Source organism: Xanthomonas sp. GW, assembly GCF_014236815.1.
GTDB lineage: Bacteria > Pseudomonadota > Gammaproteobacteria > Xanthomonadales > Xanthomonadaceae > Xanthomonas_A.
The window spans coordinates 2,389,201-2,409,254 of the sequence record NZ_CP051189.1; the positions used below are offsets into that span (position 1 = coordinate 2,389,201).

Below are 20,054 nucleotides of genomic sequence, written 5' to 3' on the forward strand. Positions count from 1 at the left end.
CGCCAAGGCGGTGTTGTGCGGCGTGCGGGATTCGTCCTGCCGTGCGGTGATGTGCGGTGCGCCATGTGCGGCAGAGACGTTGCCGCGCATGGTGCGCGTCGCATGCGGGCGCGGCAAAACGAAGAGACGGCAAAACCGTGTCGATGCCGCAGGAGAACGCGAGTCAGCGTGCGCCGTGGTAGCGTCTCGATCGGAGAGTCACGGTAAGCGATAGCGTTGTAGGAGCGACTTCAGGGCACCTCGAACAACCCGTCATTTCACTGAAGTGGGCTGCAAAGGCGCTGCCGCTGCGTCTGTTCGAGGAAGCCGACGTGCTTCGCAGGGGTCCTGGATGTAGGAAGAGCGGCCGGATTGGCCGCCTCACCCGCTCACGCGGGCGCCATGGCCCGCTGCTGCAGTCGTGCCAGCCGCATCAGGTTGTGACTGGCGACCTTCAACCCGATCACCACCGTGGCCCGTGCCAACCCGATGGTGCGCAGGTATTTACCGCCCTGCTGCGCCAGCCGCGCGAACGGGTGTTCGCCGAACACCCGGTCCTTGGCAAGCCGCCGGTTGCGGCGCTGTTCGGCCGCGCTTAGCGGCTTGCGCGCCTGGCCCTGGTGCTGAATGGCCGACCGATAGCCGCGTTGCGTCAGATCGGCCTCCCGCGATGCGTCGGCATAGCCACTGTCGGCCCACACCGTGCGTCCGCCATTGTTGGGGTCCAGCACGTCCTCGAAGTGTCGGCTGTCATGCACGTTGGCTGCGCTCACCGCATGTCGGCGGATGAAGCCCCAACGCCGATCGGTGCTGGCATGCAGCTTGTAGCCGTAATGCGCCTTGCCGTGCTTGCGCGTCCAGCGCGCTTGCACATCCTTCTGCGCCCGCTTGGCATCGCTCCACTCCTGACCCACTTCGCCGCCTTGCTTGATCTGTACGTTTTCCTCGCGCGTATTGCGTTGGATCGGGGCGCTGACGATGCTCGCATCGATGATCTGACCGCCGCGCGCAATGAATCCGGCCCGCTGCATTGCACGCCAACCGCTGCGCTGATGTCGCCCATCAGATCCTGCGCCTTGAGCCGCTCGCGCCACACCCAGATCGTCTTGGCGTCAGGCACCTTGCCGCTGTGTTCCAGTCCAAGGAACTGCTGGAAACTGCGCCGATCCAGCACCTGGTACTCCAGCGCATCGTCAGAGAGGTTGTACAGCTGCTGCAGCAGCAACAGTTTGATCATGACCACCGTCGGCCAGGCCGGACGGCCCCCGCGCGTGCCGGTGCCCAAGGACAGCTTCGCATCGACGGCTTGGGCAATCGTTGCGAAATCGATATGGCGAGACAACACCGCCAGCGGGTCGCCTATCTGCTGGCGCTTGGACTCGCGTTCGTGTCCGGCAAACAATCTGATCATCGCGCGACCTCGGCTGTTGGCTAAGACCCTATGATGCCAAAGCAGGCAGGTTTTTAGAGGTGCCCTTCAGTCGCGACAGGCTCTACCGGGAGTTCCTGTTGCCACCGATGTCGCTCCCACGGGTGTGCCAGCATGCGAACTGTGGCGGCACGTGTTAGGCGTCGCGCTACTCCAACTGCTCGCGTGCGAACGCCGCGTCCAGCGCTTCCATCGCGTCGCGCGGCTTGAGCTTGGCCGCTTTTTCGAACGCGCCGGCGGCCGCGTCCTCGCGCTTGTCGCCGTGCAGCAGCAACAGCACGTTGGCGTATTCGACATGTGCGATCGGCGCATCCGGGGTCAGCTTCAGCGCTTGCTGGATGTGCTGTTCGGCGGTCGCGGCCTTGGCGCCGTAGGTGAGTCCGCCGATCATCGCGCCGACCTTGCCGATGATCTCGGCGTGGTACAGCGCCAGCGCCATGTGCGCCTCGGCGTGCTTGGGCTCCAATTCCAGCGTGGCCTCCAGCGATTGCCGCACCTTGCCGGCGATGCCTTGCTTGAGCGCCTTGACGATGCTCAGCCCCTGGCTGTAACGGCCCAGCGCGAAGGCGTGGCGATAATGGCTGTTGGCCTCGTCCGGCAGCGCGGCGATCGCCGCTTCGGCCAACGTCGCGGCCTGCTGCAGGCGCTGCAGTTTTTCCTTGTCGTCGTCGACCAGATAGCCGGCGTGGATGCCCAGCGCCTTGACTGCGACCGAAGTGCCGAACACGCCCAAGGCCTGTCCGGCGCTGTAGGCCTGCTGGAACTGGCCCTGGTGGAAGGCGCGCCAGGCGTCGATCAGCGCCGCCGACAGCGTCTGCGCATCGTGGCCCTTGCCGGCCTTGCCTGCGGCAGCGAGCAGCGCCTGCGCGCGCGCCAGGTCCGGGTACGGCTCGCGGTCGCCGGCGTGCAGCTTGGGCCAGGCTTTCTTCAGCGCCTCGCCCGGGTAGGCGTAGGCGGTGGCGTCGTACGGAAACGGCGCCCATGCGGTCGGTTTTGCTGCCATGCCTGGCCTCCCTGGAGTTCGCGCCGAGCATGGCGCCGCGGTGGCTGGCTGGCAAGCTGCACTGCGGATAGTGTGTTTGCTCAAGCCGCTGCCGCCAGCATGCATCGCATCGGTGCCGCTGTCGGCACCCCCGAGGAGAGCTGCGATGGCGACCAAGAAGCGTTCCACCTCCGCGCCCCGGCCCGAGACCCTGGCGCCGCGGCACCTGTGGCTGGCCGGCCTGGGCCTGGTGTCGTTGACCCGCAAGCGTGCGCTGGCCGCGGCCGCCGATGCCGCCAGCGGCGCGAACACGTTGAAGGCGCTGGTGGCGCAACTGGCCGACGACGCTGAAAGCAGCGTGCGCGAAGGCGCTGCGGCGCTGCGCGGCCAGGTGCAACCGTTGAGCGCCGAGGTCGAGGTGCGGCTGCAGCCGGTGCTGGTCAAGCTCGGCCTGCAACCCAAACCGCGTGCCACGCCGCGCAAACGGCCGGCGGCGACCAAGACCGCGAAGCGGGCGACCAAGAAGACCGTTGCGCCGCGCCGCGCGGCGAAGCGCAGCGCACGCTCGCAGTAACAGCAAACGGCACTGTTGCCGGATGTGGGATCGCTTCGGATGCGGTCACCGCGATCGGAGTGCCGCGTGCTGGATTCTGTCGCGGCTGAAGCCGCTCCTACAGGGGCTTGCGGCAAGCCTGCCGGTGCGCTGTTGGAGGGGCCTCAGTTCCGACTGTGACTCGTCATCGCGACGGAAACTCCGCAGGCGCTGGCAGACAGGCAGCTGTTCCCTTCTCCCATCGGGAAAAGGTGGCCCGCAGGGCCGGATGAGGGTACGGGCTCAGCCTCGTGCATTCAATCGAACATCGCGCCGCTGCGCTGGCCGCGGCTAACGTCGCGTTTGAAAAGACGGTTGCCTGCAGGGTAGAAGACGATATCTACAGATGAGTTGCCGCGAGCTTGCCGGACGCGTTGCGGGAGGAATAAGGCTACTCGGTCGATCCGCCAATGCGTCAATGGATGCGGTCTACAACGTCGGCGAGCTAGCGCGGTGTCCTGACCATGCGTTCGAGCAGATGCTCGACCACGCGCTCGGGCTGGGTGGTGCGGCCGACGTGCGCCGAGGACATCTGGATGATCGAGCTGCGCCGCGCGGTCAGCCAGTGGAAGCGCGCGCGCGGCGGCAGCAGTGCGATCGGGCCGGCATCGGCGTCGCCGCGGCAGATCGCCGGGATCGCGTCCAGGTAGGGGCGCAGGCGTTCGATGTCCAGGGTCGGGTCCAGCGCGTGCAGCCGTGCCGGCTGCAGTTCGATCGCCGCATGCAGCAGCTTGGAGGTCGGGCACGACACGATCACCCCGACGTTGACGAACTCCTCGCGCTCCACCCGCGGCACCACGCGGATGACCGCGTAGTCATACGTGTGCAGCGTGGGCACGGAGCGCCTCCTCGACGAATGCGGCGCGCAGCGCCAGCCGCCGTTTCAGGTAGTCGGCATAGGCCTGGCGGTGCGCGTCCACGTGCTCGAAGCTGGCCTCGGCCTGCAACCACGCGTCCGGGATCTGCGCGACTATGGCGTCGATGACCGCATCGGTCAGGCGCGGCGCCAGCGCCGCGTCGGCCTCGGCGATGGCGCTGGCGCTGGCGTAGGGCAGCAGCACGTGGTCGCGGATGCGCGCGAACGGCGAGGCGCAGGCGCTGCCGGCATGCTCCCAGTCGTGGTGGAAATACAGCGCCGCGCCGTGGTCGATCAGCATCAGCTTGCCGTGCCAGACCATCAGGTTGGTGTTGCGCGCGGTGCGATCGACATTGGTGACGAAGGCGTCGAACCAGACGATCGCCGAGGCCAGCGCCGGGTCCGGACGCAAGGCGGCCGGGTCGTAGTTGATCGCACCGGGCAGGTAGTCCAGCGCCAGGTTCAGGCCCTCACTGGCGCGGATCAGATCCTGGATTTCCGGATCAGGCTCGGTGCGCGCGAACTCGCGGTCGAGCAGCACGAACACCAGTTCCGGCATCGGCAGGCCAAGCGCGCGCGCCAGTTCGCCGCCCAGCAGTTCGGCGATCAACGCCTTCGGGCCTTGTCCGGCGCCGCGGAACTTCAGCACGTACATGCCGTCGTCGTCGGCCTCGACTACCGCGGGCAGCGAGCCGCCTTCGCGCAGCGGGGTCACGTAGCGGGTGGCGACGACGGTTCTCACGCGGATTCCGGGCGGCGAGGGCAGGGCGGCAAGCCTAGCCGATGCCGGCGGCGCTTGGCGAATCGATGCGCGCGGGGCATCTGGCATCCAGCGTCGCCGCCGCCGGCTGCGGACGCGTCGCCGCGCTCAGTCCAGATAGGCCTGCATCAGCGTGGCCAGGTGCGTGCGTTCGGCCTCGCGCAGGAACGGGCTGATCAACAGCATCACCTGCACGATGCCGTGGCGGATCGCCAGTTGTTCGTCCTTCTCGCCGCGCGCGGCGGCGTAGTTGAGCCAGAACGTGGCCACCACCAGCACGTTGGTGGCGATGCCGCCCAGCTCCTGTGCGGTGGCGCGCATCGCTCCGGCCTGCGCCAGCCCCTGGAACACCGCCTGGGTGCTGTCGTCGGCGCGGCGCAGGATGCGCGCGAAACGCAGGCGCAGGCGCCGGCTGCGGCTGAGGATCTCGATCAGGTCGCGGTACAGGAAGCGGTAGTCCCAGATGCACTCGAACACCAGGTGCAGCTGCAGCCAGATGTCCTCCAGCCCGGGCAGGCGCGCGCTCGGCAACTCCAGCGCCGCGTCCATGCGCTCCTCGTAGCGCGCGAACAGGTGCTCGATGATGTCGTCCTTGTTGCGGAAGTGGTAGTACAGATTGCCCGGGCTGATCTCCAGCTCGTCGGCGATATGGTTGGTGGTGACGTGCGGCTCGCCCTGCGCGTTGAACATCGCCAGGGCCGTGTCGAGAATGCGCCGGCGGGTGTCGCGCGCCATCAGGCCAGCAGCTTCTTCACCAGGTCCACGTACTTCTTCTGCGCCTCGGCCTGCGGCATGCCCTTGAGCTTGGCCCAGGCCTCGTACTTGGCGGTGCCGACGAAGTCGAAGAACCCCGGCTTGGCGCCGGCGACGTCGCCTTCCGCGCCCTGTTTGTACAGCGCGTACAGGCGCAGCAAGGTGTCGTTGTCGGGACGCTCCTCGCGCTGCTTGATGTCCTTGGCCGCTTTTTCGAAGGCCGCCTTGATGTCTGCCATGTCGCTGCTCCCGCCCTGATCGGGACGCATCACAGCACGCGCGACCGGTCCGGTCAACGCGGGCGCCGGGCTCGCCAGCCCGCCCGAGCGTGGTGTTTCAGGCGACCGGCGCCGCCTGCAGCTGCGCGCTGGCCTGCGTCTGCGTCTGCGCCTGTCGCGCCAGCGAGGCCTTGGCGGCGATCGAGCGGATGGCGTCGGTCACATCGGCGAGCGGGACGTGGCTGCTCAGCCGCTGGAACGTGTCGCGGCTGTTGTAGCCGGATCCGTCCTTCAGATATTGCTCGTACATCGACAGCAGCTCGGTGCAGGCGGCGGTCAGGGTGTCCACGTTGCCCCTGGCCAGGGCGTGGCCGATCTGATCCAGGCTGTGCAGGCAGTCGGAGAGCCAATGCAGGTCGTAGCGCGCGCTGCTCAGCTCCGGCGCGTTGTGGCCGCGGCTGTAGGCGCTGTAGCGGCGGATGCTCCTGGCCACCCGCGCCACGTGCGCGAGCAGCGTGCCGATCTCCGCGGAAATGTCCAGGCGTTCCATCACCAGGATCGGCACCGGTGGCCGCTCCACCGCCTGCTCGGCCGGCAAGGCTTCCTGCGTCTGCAGGTCCAGCGTCTGCCGCAGGCTGGCGTAGGCCTGTTGCAGCGCCTCCAACTCCCGCGCGCTGACGACTGCACGCGCCTTCATCTGCGACAGCGCGGCCTGGTGGCGGGCGAGGCTGTCCTGCACGCTCGCCTGTTGCCCTTGCTCGCGGCGCATGCGGCCGAAGAAGATCCAGGCGAGAACGGTGGCGGTGATCGCCCAGAGCACGACGGCGGGAGTCAGGTAGATCAGGATGCCCATGAAGGCTCCTCGAAACGTTGCATCTCTTGTCGGCGTCGGTTCGACGATCTTGAGCCCGAGTGTCGCGATGCGTGACGTCGGTCCGGCTACGCGCCAGCCGGCGCGCGTTTCATTGCGTTTGTGCTCGCTCGAACGCGTGGACCTGCATGCAACGCATTCGGCGCGGATCTGGTTCGTGGCGGGCGGCTGTCGAGCAAGCTCGACGCTACGGAACAGGCTTCGACAGCGCCTTCGACTTCGCGTACAGCGCCTTGGCGATCTCGGCATCGCCAAGCGCAGCGTGGCATTCGGCCAGGCTGTCCCAGGCGTTGGCCGAGTCCGGATACAGTTCGGCGTTGAGGGTGAACACTTTCAGCGCCCTGCCTGCACCGAGACTCTCGCGGATGGCGTAGCCGCTGGCATTGATCGCGCGTTCCCGTTCATTGGCGGGGACGCCGTCGCCGTCGCGCAGCCATGCACGCATCGCGTCCGCAGCTCCGGCGCTTGCGTCCATCGCATAGGCGATCAGGCGTTCGGCGAGAACCGCATGCGGGAACTCCTTCGGTGCGACCTGCGCCATCGTGCTTTCCACCAGCGTGCTGGACCAGACATTGCGGGCGCTGCCGTTGGTGAAGTACACGAATACCCAGTAGCCGCTGGCCAGGCTGCCCTTGTAGGCCAGTCTCGCCCGCACGCGGGTGCCGCCATCGTGGCCGACCTGGGTATAGCCATCGCTGCGGGTGGTATCCCAACCGGTGGAGAAGAAGTTGCTGCCGCCGCCGGTCAGCGTCTGCGCTTGCCACAGTCTTTCCAGGGTTGCCGTACGCACCAGCTTGCCGTTGGCCAGCGCCTGCAGGAAGCGGTTGATGTCGCCGACGGTGGTCTGCAGATCGGCGTGGCCCCAGCCGTAGTTCGGCCAGGGATCTTCATTGGCCGGCTGCAGCGTGCCGTCCTTGCCAATGTACGGCACGGCCGCGCGATCCGGCGGGACGCTGGCCAGACCCCACGACGTGCTGCGCATCTTCAGTGGCTGCAGGATGCGTTCGCGTGCGATGGCGGGGTAGGGCTTGCGATAATGCGCTTCCAGCAGTGCGGTCAGCACCAGGTAGTTGGCCTGCGTGTACTGCGCACGGCTGCCGGGAGCGAACTGCATCGGTGCCGCGCCGGCAACCTTCAGCGCAGCGGCAAGGTCGGGCGCCACGCCGGGGTAGCCCTTGCTCACCCAACGCTCGTCCACACGGGCGTAGTACTCGGCAATGCCGGAACTGTGATTGAGGAAATCGCGCACGTGGATCGCCTGCCACGCGGCCGGCAGGTCCGGCACGTAGCGGCTGGCTGGGGCATCCAGATCCACCTTGCCCTGATCCACCAGTTGCATCACCAGCGTGCTGGTCAACAGCTTGGCCATCGACTGCGCGGCGAAGATGGAATCGACGGTGGCTGGCGCGTGGGTGGCCGGATCGCGTTCGCCGCTGGCGCCCTGGTAGAGCACCTGGCCGTTGTGTGCGACCAGCACCGCCTGACCGGCGATGCCATAGCGTTCGCGGTTGGCCTGCAGTTGGGCGTCCAACTGCGAGGCGAGGTTGAGCGGCGTATCCCGGGCCGACGCAGGCAGGCTGCCAAGCAGGGTGCAGAGCAGTGTGGCAGCAAGGACGCGATACATCGCGGTGATCCGTCAGTGGCGATGGCGCATCATCTTCACGACAGGGGACAGGGTCAAGCGTGTGTAGCCGAGCCTTTGCTCGGCTGCTCTTGCATCAGATACCGTGCACCTGGACACATAGAGCCGAGCATGCTCGGCTCTACAGAAAGCAGGCGGTTGCCGGCCAGTGACCTGCAACCGCCCGGCGGCACGCGATCAGCCCAGAATCCCCGGCAGATCCAGTCCCTTCTCCTTCGCGCATTCCACCGCGATCTCATACCCCGCATCCGCATGGCGCATCACACCCGTCGCGGGGTCGTTCCACAACACGCGCGCGATGCGCTTGGCCGCCGCCTCGCTGCCGTCGCAGACGATGACCATGCCGGCATGCTGGGAGAAGCCCATGCCGACGCCGCCGCCGTGGTGCAGCGAGACCCAGGTGGCGCCGCTGGCGGTGTTGAGCAGGGCATTGAGCAGCGGCCAGTCGGAGACCGCGTCGGAGCCGTCGGCCATGGCCTCGGTCTCGCGGTTGGGCGAGGCGACGCTGCCCGAATCCAGATGGTCGCGGCCGATCACCACCGGCGCCTTCAGCTCTCCGCTTGCCACCATTTCATTGAACGCCAGGCCGAGCCGGTCGCGATCGCCCAGGCCGACCCAGCAGATGCGTGCCGGCAGGCCCTGGAACTTGATCTTCTCGGCGGCCATGTCCAGCCAGCGGTGCAGGTGCGGGTTGTCCGGGATCAGCTCCTTGACCTTGGCGTCGGTCTTGGCGATGTCCTCCGGATCGCCGCTCAGCGCCGCCCAGCGGAACGGGCCGATGCCGCGGCAGAACAGCGGGCGGATGTAGGCGGGTACGAAGCCGGGAAAGTCGAAGGCATTCTCGACGCCTTCTTCCAACGCCATCTGCCGCAGGTTGTTGCCGTAGTCCACGGTCGGCACGCCCAGCGCGTGGAAGGCGAGCATGGCGCGGATGTGGTTGGCCATCGAGTCGCGTGCGGCGGCTTCCACTTCCTTCGGCGCGGACACGCGCTTGTCGTCCCATTCTTCCACGGTCCAGCCCTGCGGCAGATAGCCGTTGACCGGGTCGTGCGCGGAGGTCTGGTCGGTCAGCAGGTCCGGCTTGACCCCGCGGACCAGCAGTTCGTCCAGCACGTCGGCGACGTTGCCGAGCAGGCCGACCGACAGCGGCTTCTTCGCCGTGCACGATTCCTCGATCAGGCGCAGCGCTTCATCCAGGTCGTCGGTCCAGGTGTCGAGATAGCCGGTGCGCAGGCGCATGTCGATGCTGCTCTTGCGGCATTCCACCGCCATGCACGAGGCGCCGGCCATCACCGCGGCCAGCGGCTGCGCGCCGCCCATGCCGCCGAGGCCGCCGGTGAACAGCCACTTGCCGGCCAGGCTGCCGGCGTAGTGCTGGCGGCCCATCTCGACGAAGGTTTCGTAGGTGCCCTGGACGATGCCTTGCGCGCCGATGTAGATCCAGCTGCCGGCGGTCATCTGCCCGTACATGGCCAGGCCCTTTTTATCGAGCTCGTTGAAGTGGTCCCAGGTGGCCCAGCGCGGCACCAGGTTGGAATTGGCGATCAGCACGCGCGGCGCATCGGCGTGGGTGCGGAACACGCCGACCGGCTTGCCGGACTGCACCAGCAGGGTCTGGTCGTCGTCCAGGCGCTTGAGCGCGGCCACGATCGCGTCGAAGGACTCCCAGTCGCGCGCGGCGCGGCCGATGCCGCCGTACACCACCAGTTCCTGCGGGCGTTCGGCCACGTCCGGATCCAGGTTGTTCATCAGCATGCGCAGCGGCGCTTCGGTCAGCCAGCTCTTGCAGGTGAGGGTGCTGCCGGTGGGCGCTTGGATCATGCGGGTGGTGTCGAGGCGGGTCATGCGGCGCTCCGGGAGTGGGCGAATTCAAGGCAGGATGCGAGCACCTGCTGCAGCGTGCGGCGCAGCGGTGCGGCGTGGTCGGGGTCCAGCGGCGTGGGCCAGGTGCGCTCGTCCACGCGCTCGGGTTCGTGCATGTAGCCGCGGCAGGCCAGCTCCATCTGCAGCGTGTGCACGCCGCCGGGAATGTCGCTGTAGTGGCGGGTGATGTAGCCGCCCTTGAAGCGTCCATTGCGCACGTGGCGCATGCCGCTCGCCGCGCATGCGGTCTCGACCGCGTCGGTGAGCGCGTTGTCGCAACTGGTGTCGGGCGCACCGGACGCACCGGCGCTGCCGATGTTGAACTGCGGCAGCTCGCCCTCGAACAGGTGCGGGATGTGCGAACGGATCGAGTGTGCGTCGTACACCACCACGGTGCCGTGGATCGCGCGCAGGCGGGCGATCTCCACGGCAAGTGCGGCGTGGTAGGGCGCGAACCAGGTGTCGCGGCGGCGTGCGATCTCCTCCGCATCCGGGCCATGTCCGTCGCGGTACAGCGGCTGGTTGTCGAAGGTGGTCAGCGGACACAGGCCGGTGGTGTTCTGGCCCGGGTACAGCGAGACGCCGCTCGGATCGCGGTTGAGATCGATCACCGAACGCGACACCGCCGAGCGCAGCGTGGTGGCGCCCATGTCGCGGGCGAACGCGTACAGCTCATGCACCCACCAGTCGGCATCGCGCCGTGCCAGCCACGGAGAGACGAAGCGATCGGCCAGCGCTTCCGGCAACTCGGTGCCGGTGTGCGGAAAGCTGACGATCAGCGGCGCGTCGCCGCGGTGGAGGGTGAGCCAGTCGGGGAGGGTGGTCATGCAGGGCCTCGCTTTTTGTAGGAGCGGCTTCAGCCGCGACCGGATGTCACTGGTGACGCCCGGTCGCGACTGATGGCCCAAGGCCACGTAGAGCCGCTCCTACAAGGGATCATGATCCGGACGTTGCATCGGGAAGGGACACATCGACAGCCGCCGCCAGCGCGCCATCGCGCACCAGCGCCGTGGCAGCCAGCATGTCCGGATGGAAATAGCGGTCGTCCTGCAGCGCCGGCACCTGTGCGCGCAGCAGCGCGCGCGCCGCTTCCAGCGCGGCGCTGGAGGTCAGCGGCGCATGGAAGTCGCAGCCCTGCGCGGCGGCGAGCAGTTCGATGCCGACCACGTTAGCCGCGTTCTCGGCCATCGCCAGCAGCCGGCGCGCGCCGTGCGCGGCCATCGACACATGGTCTTCCTGGTTGGCCGAGGTCGGGATCGAATCGACGCTGGCCGGGTAGGCGCGCTGCTTGTTCTCCGACACCAGCGCCGCGGCGGTGACTTGCGGGATCATGAAGCCGGAGTTCAACCCGGGCTTCGGAGTCAGGAACGCCGGCAGCCCGGACAGCGCCGGATCCACCAGCATCGCCACGCGGCGTTCGCTGATCGAGCCGATCTCGCACACCGCCAGCGCCAGCATGTCGGCGGCGAAGGCCACCGGCTCGGCATGGAAGTTGCCGCCGGACAGCGCCTCGCCGGTATCGCTGAACACCAGCGGATTGTCGGACACGCCGTTGGCCTCGATCGCCAGCGTGGTCGCCGCCTGGCGCATCACGTCCAGCGCCGCGCCCATCACCTGCGGCTGGCAGCGCAGGCAGTACGGATCCTGCACGCGCACGTCGTTGTCGCGGTGCGAATCGCGGATCGCCGAGCCCTGCATCAACGCACGCAGCGCGGCGGCGGTGGCGATCTGCCCGTGCTGCCCGCGCAAGGCGTGGATGCGTGGATCGAACGGGGTATCCGAGCCCTTCGCCGCCTCGGTGGACAGCGCGCCGGCGACCAGCGCGGCATGGAACACGCGCTCGATCTCGAACAGCCCGGCCAACGCGTAGGCGGTAGAGAACTGGGTGCCGTTGAGCAGCGCCAGGCCTTCCTTCGCGCCCAGCGCCAGCGGCTGCAGCCCGGCCTGCGCCAGCGCCTGCGCGGCCGGCAGACGCTCGCCACCGACGAAGGCCTCGCCGACGCCGATCATCACCGTAGCGAGATGCGCCAGCGGCGCCAGGTCGCCGGAGGCGCCGACCGAGCCCTGGCACGGCACTACCGGGATCACGTCGTGCTGCAGCAGCGCTTCCAGCAGCGCCAGCGTGGCTGGCCGTACGCCGGAGGCGCCTTGCGCCAAGCTGGCCAGCTTCAGCGCCAGCATCAGCCGCACCACCGGCACCGGCATCGGCTCGCCGACCCCGGCCGCATGCGACAGCACGATATTGCGCTGCAAGGTGTCCAGGTCCTCGCGCTCGATGCGCACGCTGGCCAGCTTGCCGAAGCCGGTGTTGATGCCGTACACCGGCGCGCCCTTGGCGACGATCGCCTCCACCGTCTGCGCGCTGCGCAGCACCGCCTCGGCACAGCCGGGATCCAGGCGCACGCCGGCGCCGCGGTATACGGCGCGCCATTGCGCCAGGCTCACTGCGCCCGGGCGCAGCACGATCTCGTTGCTCATTGTCCCCTCCAGATGCGCGCATGCAGCGGGTTGAAGCCCATGCGGTAGACCAGTTCGGCCGGTTGTTCGATGTCCCAGATCGCCAGGTCGCACTGCAGCCCGGCGCGCAGCCGGCCGACCTGTTCGTAGCGTCCGAGCGCGCGTGCCGCCTCGCGGGTGAAGCCGGCGATGCATTCGGCCACGCTCATGCGGAACAGCGTCGCCGCCAGATTCATCGCCAGCAGCGGGCTGGTCAGCGGCGAGGTGCCGGGATTGCAGTCGGTGGCCAGCGCGCGCGGCACGCCGGCGGCGCGCAGCGCGGCGATCGGCGGCAGTTGCGTGTCGCGGGTGAAATAGAACGCGCCCGGCAGCAGCACCGCGACCGTGCCGGCGGTGGCCATCGCGGCGACGCCGGCGTCGTCCAGGTACTCGACATGGTCGGCCGAGCGCGCGCCGTAGCGCGCCGCCAGCGCCGCGCCGCCCTGGTTGGACAGCTGCTCGGCATGGATCTTCAGCGCCAGGCCATGTCGCTGCGCCGCTTGGAACACCTGCTCGGTCTGCGCCGGGGTGAAGGCCAGGTGCTCGCAGAACACGTCCACCGCCTCGGCCAGGCCTTGCGCGGCGACGGCGGGAATCATTTGTTCGCAGACTTCGTCGATGTAGGCCTGCGCTTCCGCGCCGGGCGGCACCGCGTGCGCGCCGAGGAAGGTGGGCGACACCGCGACCGGGCGCAGTTCGCCCAGGCGCCGTGCCACGCGCAGCATGCGCAGTTCGTCGTCCAGGGTCAGCCCGTAGCCCGACTTGATCTCCACCGTGGTCACGCCTTCGGCGAGCAGCGCGTCCAGCCGCGGCAGGCTGGCGGCGAGCAGCGCGGCTTCGTCGGCGGCGCGGGTGGCGCGCACGGTGGCGACGATGCCGCCGCCGGCGCGGGCGATGTCGGCGTAGCTGGCGCCGAGCAGGCGCTGCTCGAATTCGCCGGCGCGGTTGCCGGCGTAGACCAGGTGGGTATGGCAGTCGATCAGGCCCGGACCGATCCAGCGCCCGCCGCAATCGACGCTGTGCTGCGCGGCCAGCGGTGCCGGCAGCGCCGCGGCGGCGCCGGCATAGACGATGCGCCCGTCGCGGCAGGCGACCACGCCGTCGCGGACCAAGCCCAGCCCGCCGTCGTCGGCGTCCAGGGTCATCAGGTGAGCGTTGTGCCAGAGCGTGTCGCAGGGCATGGTCACGGGCGGGCTCGTCGGTTATTTTGTATATACAATATTGTGGTCGACGGAGGGTGTCCAGTGCAGACCCTGGCGCAGCAGCAGGTGGGCGGGAACGAGGCAACCAGCGCTTTCTGGTGCGCGCAGGCGCTGTTGCCGGAAGGCTGGGCGCGCGACGTGCGGATCGAGGTCCGCGCCGGGCGCATCGCCGCGGTGCAGTCCGGCGTGGCCGCGGCGTCCGGCGATCGGACGCTGGCGATCGCGGTGCCCGGGCTGGGCAACCTGCACAGCCACGCCTTCCAGCGCGGCATGGCCGGGCTGACCGAAGTCGGCGGCCGCAGCGGCGACAGTTTCTGGAGCTGGCGCGAGCTGATGTACCGCTTCCTGCAGCGGCTGGACCCGGACAGCATGCAGGCCATCGCCGAACAGGCCTACGTGGAAATGCTCGAGGCCGGCTTCACCCGGGTCGGCGAATTCCATTACCTGCACCACGCCGCCGATGGCCGGCCCTATGCCGACCGCGCGGAGATGGCGCAGCGCCTGGCTGCCGCCGCGCAGAGCAGCGGCATCGGCCTGACCCTGCTGCCGGTGTTCTACGCGCATGCCGACTTCGGTGGCGCCGCGCCGAATCCGGCGCAGCAGCGGCTGATCCACGACCTGGACGGCTACGCCGAACTGCTCGACGGCAGCCGCCGCGCATTGCGCGGCCTCGACGATGCGGTACTTGGCATCGCACCGCACAGCCTGCGCGCCGTGACCCCGGACGAACTGGTCGCGCTGCTGCCGCTGTGCGACGGGCCGGTGCACATCCACATCGCCGAGCAGACCCGCGAGGTCGAGGCCTGTCTGGCCTGGAGCGGACAGCGGCCGGTGCAGTGGTTGCTGGCGCATGCGCCGGTGGATGCGCGTTGGTGCCTGGTCCATGCCACCCATGTCGATGCCGGCGAAGTGCAGGCGATCGCCGCCAGCGGAGCGGTAGTCGGCCTGTGCCCGATCACCGAGGCCAATCTGGGCGACGGGCTGTTCCCGATGCGCGCGTTCGTCGAGGCCGGCGGGCGTTTCGGCGTCGGCTCCGATTCCAACGTGCTGATCGACGCGGCCGAGGAGTTGCGCCTGCTCGAATACGGCCAGCGCCTGCAGCTGCGCGGGCGCAACGTGCTCGCTGGCGACGCCGCACAATCCAGCGGCCGCTTCCTGTTCCAGTCCGCCGCGCAAGGCGCTGCGCAGGCGCTGGGCGTGGCGCAGGGCCTACAGGTGGGCGCGCCGGCCGATCTGGTCGAACTGGATCCGGCGCATCCGGCGCTGTGCGCGCGTAACGGCGACGCCTGGCTGGACAGCTGGATCTTCGCCGCACGGCGCGGCGCGGTGCGTTCGGTCTGGCGCAACGGCCGCGAGTTGGTGCGCGATGGCCGCCATCATCGCCGCGAGGCGATCGCTGCGGCCTATGCGCGAGCGCTGACCGCGCTGTTGCACGCATGATCCGGCATCGTCTGCGGCACGCTGCCGCGCGGCAGCGCCGATGAGCCAGTCCCCGCGCGCGGCGACGCTCAACCATCGCATCCGCAGCGATATCGAAGGCCGCATCCGCAGCGGCGAATGGCCGCCGGGCCATCGCATTCCGTTCGAGCACGAACTGATGGCGCAGTACGCCTGCTCGCGGATGACGGTCAACAAGGTGCTGGCGATGCTGGCCGACGCCGGCATGATCGAGCGCCGCCGCCGCGCCGGTTCGTTCGTGGCGCGGCCGCATCCGCACATGGAGCAGGTGGCGCTGGAGATCCCCGACATTCCGGTCGAGGTCGCTGCGCGCGGCCATGCCTATCGCTTCGAACTGCTGGAACGGCGCCAGCGCGCGCCGCACGCCGCGCTGCCGCAGGAAGCCGAGGTCGCCGCCGCCGGCACGCTGCTGTCGCTGCACTGCCTGCATTTCGCCGACGGCCGCCCGTTCGCGTTGGAGGAGCGGGTGATCAATCCGGTGGCGGTGCCGGAAGCGCTGCAGATGGATTTCTCAGTCGTCGTGCCCGGCAGCTGGCTGCTGCAGCACGTGCCGTGGACCCGCGCCGAGCATCGCATCAGCGCGGTCGGCGCCAATCCCGCGCAGGCGGCGCGGCTGCAGGTGGCGGCCGCCACCGCCTGCCTGCTGATCGACCGCAAGACCTGGCGCGGCGAACAGGCCGTCACCTTCGTGCGCCAGGTGTTTCTCGGCGACACCTACGACCTGGTTGCGCGTTTCTCGCCAGGCGTGCGCTGAGCACTGCGCGGCAGCCGAAAACCGCCGTGTCGCGAGCCGCCGATGCTGCGCTGCCGCACGCTGCGCGTACGCGCCGTACCCTGGCGTGCGTTTGTCCTGCCTGCCGCACTCTGGCAAGTTAGCGCCCAGGGACGAGGCGAGGGGCCGCGGCCGCAGCACGAGGAATGGTTCGGCATGACGTATTTCGTTACGGGCGCCACCGGCTTCATCGGCCGTTATCTGATGGCCAACCTGATGCGGCGCAAAGGCCTCATCCATGTCCTGGTGCGCAAGGAGTCGCAACGCAAGTTCGATGCGCTGGTGCGCGAGCAGGGCTGGGACGCCAAGCGCCTGGTCGTGCTGCACGGCGATGTCGGCGCCGACTGTTGCGGCCTGGACGAGGCGCAACGCAAAGCACTGCACGGCAAGGTCAAGCACTTCTTCCATCTGGCCGCGCTGTACGACCTCACCGCCAAGGCCGAGGCGCAGCGCGTGGCCAATCTCGATGGCACCCGCAACGCGCTGGAACTGGCGGCGCAGATCGGCGCCGGCATCTTCCACCACACCAGCTCGATCGCGGTGGCCGGGCTGTACCCGGGCATCTTCCGCGAGGACATGTTCGAAGAGGCTGAAGGCCTGGACGATCCCTACCTGCGCACCAAGCACGATGCCGAGGCGCTGGTGCGCGCGGAAACCCGGATCAAGTGGCGCATCTACCGCCCCGGCATGGTGGTCGGCGATTCGCGCACCGGCGCGATCGACAAGATCGACGGGCCGTACTACTTCTTCCCGCTGATCAAGAAGCTGCGCCAGCTGCTGCCGCCGTGGGCGCCGATGCTGGGCATCGAGGGCGGGCGCATCAACCTGGTGCCGGTGGATTTCGTAGCCGATGCGATGGACCACATCGCGCACAAGCCCAAGCTCGACGGCCACACCTTCCACCTCACCGACCCGGAACCGCTGCGCGTGGGCGAGGTGCTCAACGTGTTCTGTCGCGCCGGCCACGCCCCGGAGATGACCTTGCGCGTGGACGCGCGGATGTTCGCGTTCGTGCCGGCGGGCATCCGCGCCGCGGTCGGCGGGTTGCCGCCGATCCGCCGCTTCACCGGCATGCTGCTGCGCGATTTCCGCATTCCGCGCGAGGTGCTGAAGTTCATCACCTATCCCACGCGCTTCGACAGCCGCGAGACCGAGCGCGCGCTGAAGGGCAGCGGCATCGCCGTGCCGCGGCTGGAAGACTACGCCTGGCGCCTGTGGGACCACTGGGAACGGCACCTGGATCCGGACCTGTTCGTGGACCGCACGCTGAAGGGCAAGGTGCGCGGCAAGGTGGTGCTGATCACCGGCGGCTCCTCGGGCATCGGCCTGGCCACCGCGCAGCGCGTGGCCGAAGCCGGCGCCACCACCATCATCGTCGCGCGCGGCGAGCAGGAGCTGTTCGCCGCGCGCGATGCGATGAACGCCAAGGGCGGCAAGGTGTTCGCCTATACCGCCGACCTGTCTGATCTGGCCGGCTGCGATGCGCTGCTCAAGACCGTGCTCGAAGCGCATGGCCACGTCGACGTGCTGATCAACAACGCTGGCCGCTCGATCCGCCGCTCGATCGAACTCAGCTACGACCGCTTCCACGATTTCGAGCGCACCATGCAGCTGAACTACTTCGGCAGCCTGCGCCTGATCATGGGCGTGCTGCCGGGCATGACCGGGCGGCGCAAGGGCCACATCATCAACGTCAGCTCGATCGGCGTGCTGGCCAATTCGCCGCGCTTCTCCGCCTACGTGGCCTCCAAGGCGGCGCTGGACGCGTGGAGCCGTTGCGCGCAGGGCGAGCTGTCGGGCAAGGGCATCAGCTTCACCACGGTCAACATGCCGCTGGTGAAGACGCCGATGATCGCGCCGACCAAGATGTACGACAGCGTGCCGACGCTGAGCGTGGAGGAAGCCGCCGATCTGATGGTCAAGGCGATCATCGAGCGCCCGAGCCGGGTGGCGACGCGGCTGGGCATCTTCGCCGCGCTGGTCAACGCGGTGGCGCCGAAGGCCTACGAGGTGGTGATGAACACCGCCTTCGAACTGTTCCCGGACTCGGCCGCGGCCAAGGGCGACCGCAAGGCGCTACGCGAGGCCAAGCCCAGCCAGGAGCAGATTGCGTTCGCGGCGTTGATGCGCGGAGTCCATTGGTGATGAGCCGGGGGATTGGGGATTCGGGATTCGGGATTCGTAAAAGCGGATTTGCCGCGCCGGATGCAAACAGCGGGACGATGGACTCGCAGCTGCCAACGCTCTTGCGAATCCCCAATCCCGAATCCCTAATCCCGGCTCAAAACGTCCTACATTGCCGCCAGCGCACCGGCTCGTCGTGGTCGGGGCGCGGGTTGAGCTGGATGCGCACGGTGCGCAGCGAGGGATAGCGCTCTACTTCCTTGCAGATCCGTGGCCACACCTGCGCATCGTCGCCGCTGCGGTCGATCACCAGCGTCAGCTGGGTCTGCCAGATGCCGCGGATCACGCCGGGCGTCTTGGCCAGGGCCTTGGACACCGACTGGCGATAGTCGGCTTCGGTGGCGGCGTCGGGCGCTGCGCTGGCCGATTCGGCCTCGGCCACCGCCACGGTTGCCGGCGCTGTCGCGGCGGCGGGCGGTGTTCAACGCGTGCGGCGCTTCTGCCGACTTGGGTTGGGCGGGCGGGAGCGCCGCGACGGATGTCGCGTCGGCGCTGCGCTGCTGCAGCGCCAGTCCGCCCAGTCCCACCAGCAGGCCCAGGGTCACGGCGGCCAACGCCGCGATCGCGGTATGCCGCTGCGCACGCCGGCGGCTGGCACCGATCACCCCATCTTCCAGTTCGCTGGGCAGGTAGCGCTTGAGCATCGGCCAGATGCGGCGGCCGTCGAGGATCTCCACCGACTGCTTGTCGGCCGCGGCGATGCCGTCGCGCTGCACCTTGCCCTCGGTGACCAGGATGCCACCCTGCGCGCCCATCAGCCGCGCCGCGGCGCCCAGTTCGTTGACCGCGGCCGAGCCGATCCGGTAGGCGCGGCCGTGCTTGCACGACAACAGCCAGCGCGCATCGCCGCGGGTCATCACGAAATCGCTCTGCGGTTCCTGGGAAACGTCCTCGTCGGCGACCACGTCGTGCAGGTCGCGTTGCTCGCGCATCGCGCGCCGCACCATGCGCGAGAAATCGCGCCAATGCAGTCCGGCCAGGGCATGCAGCCCGGCGGTGGTCTCGTTCTCGCGGCGCCGGACCACCCACAGGTAGAGCGTGGCAGCGAGCCATGCTCCAACTGCCAAGACCGTTGCCGCTATCCAGGAAAACATGCTCGCACCCGCGTAACGCTATTCGATGACGCCAGTTTATCGCCAGCGTGTCACAGCGCCGGCAAGGCGACAGCGGGGAACGGCGGACAGGAGAAGACCCGCCAGTCCGAAGCCGAGAGGGGAGGGGAGCAAACGGTCTTCAGATGGACTGGCGGGTCCATCCCGATTGTCGGAAAAAATCTGCTGCTTTGCAACAAAACGTCATTCAGCCGCCGCCGCTGCGCGCTTGCGGCTGGCGCGTTTCGGCGTAGGCGTGGCGCTGGCCACCACCGGACCGGCACGGCGTCGCGCCGGCGCTGCCTGCTTGGCCGGGCGGGATTTGGGCGCGGCGGTCTTTGCCGCCTTCTTGGCTGCCGGCGCCTTGGCCGGCGCCTGGCGTGCGCGGCGGCCGCTGCCCAGGTTACGCAGTTCGGCGTTCAAAGCGTCTACGCGATCGACCAGGGTGCCGAGGTCTTCGCGGCTGGGCACTTCCAGTCTGCGCAACGCGCGCTGCACCCGGTCTTCGAACACTTTCTCCAGCCGGTCCCAGGTATCTGCGGCGCGTTCGCGCGCCTGGCCGACCCGGTTCTCCACCACATCGCGCACCGCATCGACGCCGCCGCCGGCCAGCTTGCGCGTGCTCTGCTCCAGGGTCAGGCCTTCCTTGACCAGGGTTTCGAACAGCTTGCCGCCTTCGGCCTGGGCGCGGCCGAACGCGCCGACCCCGGCCAGCCACACCTGCTGCGCGGATTCGCCCAGGCGCTTGGACAGCTTTTCCGCCTGCGCCTGCAGGCCCTCGTCGGCGGCGGCAGTCTTCTTCTTGCGTGCGGATTTCTTCAGGGTGGCCATGACGGTGCGGTTCCTTCGGCGGTTGGGTGGCTGGATTCGAGACTCACGGCGTTGGTTAGAGTAATCACACCAGCG

Annotated in this window: 17 protein-coding genes and 2 pseudogenes; 4 read left to right on the forward strand and 15 right to left on the reverse strand. The window is 68.8% G+C overall.

Features of this window, described 5'->3' with window-relative positions; translation table 11 throughout:
- Window positions 1–368 precede the first annotated feature (368 nt).
- The 3 genes and pseudogenes from HEP73_RS10055 to HEP73_RS10060 all read right to left on the reverse strand — a co-directional run bounded on the left by HEP73_RS10055 (window position 369) and on the right by HEP73_RS10060 (window position 2,411).
- A complete protein-coding gene (locus HEP73_RS10055) occupies window positions 369–1,010 on the reverse strand; it encodes an IS5 family transposase (protein WP_255423735.1) in 642 nt (213 codons plus the stop codon).
- 89 nt (window positions 1,011–1,099) lie between these two features.
- Window positions 1,100–1,390, reverse strand: a pseudogene (locus tag HEP73_RS22830) (transposase); the annotation flags it as partial.
- Between the two features lie 166 nt (window positions 1,391–1,556).
- The gene (locus HEP73_RS10060; protein WP_185823058.1) at window positions 1,557–2,411 is read right to left on the reverse strand and encodes a tetratricopeptide repeat protein; all 855 of its coding nucleotides are present in this window, start codon (window positions 2,409–2,411) and stop codon (window positions 1,557–1,559) included.
- A 145-nt stretch (window positions 2,412–2,556) separates the two neighbouring features.
- Here HEP73_RS10060 and HEP73_RS10065 point away from each other — a divergent pair, with 145 nt between their 5' ends.
- Window positions 2,557–2,964, forward strand: a complete 408-nt coding sequence (locus HEP73_RS10065) for a hypothetical protein (protein WP_185823059.1) — start codon at window positions 2,557–2,559, stop codon at window positions 2,962–2,964.
- 463 nt (window positions 2,965–3,427) lie between these two features.
- Here HEP73_RS10065 and HEP73_RS10070 read toward each other — a convergent pair whose 3' ends face one another.
- From HEP73_RS10070 to hutI, 10 genes are all read right to left on the reverse strand, one after another.
- Complete coding sequence (locus tag HEP73_RS10070) at window positions 3,428–3,820, reverse strand: DUF3037 domain-containing protein (protein WP_185816251.1); 393 nt, start codon at window positions 3,818–3,820, stop codon at window positions 3,428–3,430.
- On the reverse strand, window positions 3,798–4,580 hold the full coding sequence (locus HEP73_RS10075) for a HipA family kinase (protein ID WP_185823060.1): 783 nt from the start codon (window positions 4,578–4,580) through the stop codon (window positions 3,798–3,800). The genes HEP73_RS10070 and HEP73_RS10075 overlap by 23 nt, the downstream gene beginning before the upstream one ends.
- A 126-nt stretch (window positions 4,581–4,706) precedes the next feature.
- Window positions 4,707–5,333 carry a TetR/AcrR family transcriptional regulator gene (locus HEP73_RS10080; RefSeq protein WP_185816253.1) on the reverse strand — a complete coding sequence of 209 codons (627 nt, stop codon included), beginning with the start codon at window positions 5,331–5,333 and terminating at the stop codon, window positions 4,707–4,709.
- Window positions 5,333–5,590 (reverse strand): acyl-CoA-binding protein, encoded by a 258-nt coding sequence (locus tag HEP73_RS10085; RefSeq protein ID WP_184410100.1) that lies wholly within the window; start codon window positions 5,588–5,590, stop codon window positions 5,333–5,335. Before HEP73_RS10085 ends, HEP73_RS10080 begins: the two co-directional genes overlap by 1 nt.
- A gap of 97 nt (window positions 5,591–5,687) precedes the next feature.
- Window positions 5,688–6,422, reverse strand: coding sequence for a hypothetical protein (locus tag HEP73_RS10090; protein WP_185816254.1), 735 nt, complete (start codon window positions 6,420–6,422; stop codon window positions 5,688–5,690).
- 205 nt (window positions 6,423–6,627) lie between these two features.
- A complete protein-coding gene (locus HEP73_RS10095; RefSeq protein WP_185823061.1) occupies window positions 6,628–8,064 on the reverse strand; it encodes a serine hydrolase domain-containing protein in 1,437 nt (478 codons plus the stop codon).
- A 195-nt stretch (window positions 8,065–8,259) separates the two neighbouring features.
- Window positions 8,260–9,927, reverse strand: coding sequence for a urocanate hydratase (gene hutU, locus HEP73_RS10100; protein WP_185823062.1), 1,668 nt, complete (start codon window positions 9,925–9,927; stop codon window positions 8,260–8,262).
- Window positions 9,924–10,772, reverse strand: coding sequence for an N-formylglutamate deformylase (hutG, locus tag HEP73_RS10105; protein WP_185823063.1), 849 nt, complete (start codon window positions 10,770–10,772; stop codon window positions 9,924–9,926). Before hutG ends, hutU begins: the two co-directional genes overlap by 4 nt.
- Window positions 10,773–10,881: 109 nt before the next feature.
- The gene (gene hutH, locus HEP73_RS10110; RefSeq protein WP_185823064.1) at window positions 10,882–12,423 is read right to left on the reverse strand and encodes a histidine ammonia-lyase; all 1,542 of its coding nucleotides are present in this window, start codon (window positions 12,421–12,423) and stop codon (window positions 10,882–10,884) included.
- On the reverse strand, window positions 12,420–13,622 hold the full coding sequence (gene hutI / locus HEP73_RS10115; protein WP_185823373.1) for an imidazolonepropionase: 1,203 nt from the start codon (window positions 13,620–13,622) through the stop codon (window positions 12,420–12,422). The genes hutH and hutI overlap by 4 nt, the downstream gene beginning before the upstream one ends.
- 63 nt (window positions 13,623–13,685) lie before the next feature.
- On the opposite strand from hutI, the gene HEP73_RS10120 reads away from it, so the two are divergent.
- The 3 genes from HEP73_RS10120 to HEP73_RS10130 all read left to right on the forward strand — a co-directional run bounded on the left by HEP73_RS10120 (window position 13,686) and on the right by HEP73_RS10130 (window position 18,018).
- A complete protein-coding gene (locus HEP73_RS10120; RefSeq protein WP_185823065.1) occupies window positions 13,686–15,083 on the forward strand; it encodes a formimidoylglutamate deiminase in 1,398 nt (465 codons plus the stop codon).
- 40 nt (window positions 15,084–15,123) lie between these two features.
- On the forward strand, window positions 15,124–15,855 hold the full coding sequence (hutC, locus tag HEP73_RS10125) for a histidine utilization repressor (protein ID WP_185823066.1): 732 nt from the start codon (window positions 15,124–15,126) through the stop codon (window positions 15,853–15,855).
- A 174-nt stretch (window positions 15,856–16,029) separates the two neighbouring features.
- Window positions 16,030–18,018 (forward strand): SDR family oxidoreductase, encoded by a 1,989-nt coding sequence (locus HEP73_RS10130; RefSeq protein ID WP_185823067.1) that lies wholly within the window; start codon window positions 16,030–16,032, stop codon window positions 18,016–18,018.
- Between the two features lie 136 nt (window positions 18,019–18,154).
- Here the strand turns inward: HEP73_RS10130 and HEP73_RS10135 are convergent.
- Window positions 18,155–19,151 (reverse strand): annotated as a pseudogene (locus HEP73_RS10135) (restriction endonuclease).
- A gap of 201 nt (window positions 19,152–19,352) precedes the next feature.
- Window positions 19,353–19,979: a phasin family protein gene (locus HEP73_RS10140; RefSeq protein ID WP_185823068.1), complete on the reverse strand. Its 627-nt coding sequence runs from the start codon at window positions 19,977–19,979 to the stop codon at window positions 19,353–19,355.
- Window positions 19,980–20,054 lie beyond the last annotated feature (75 nt).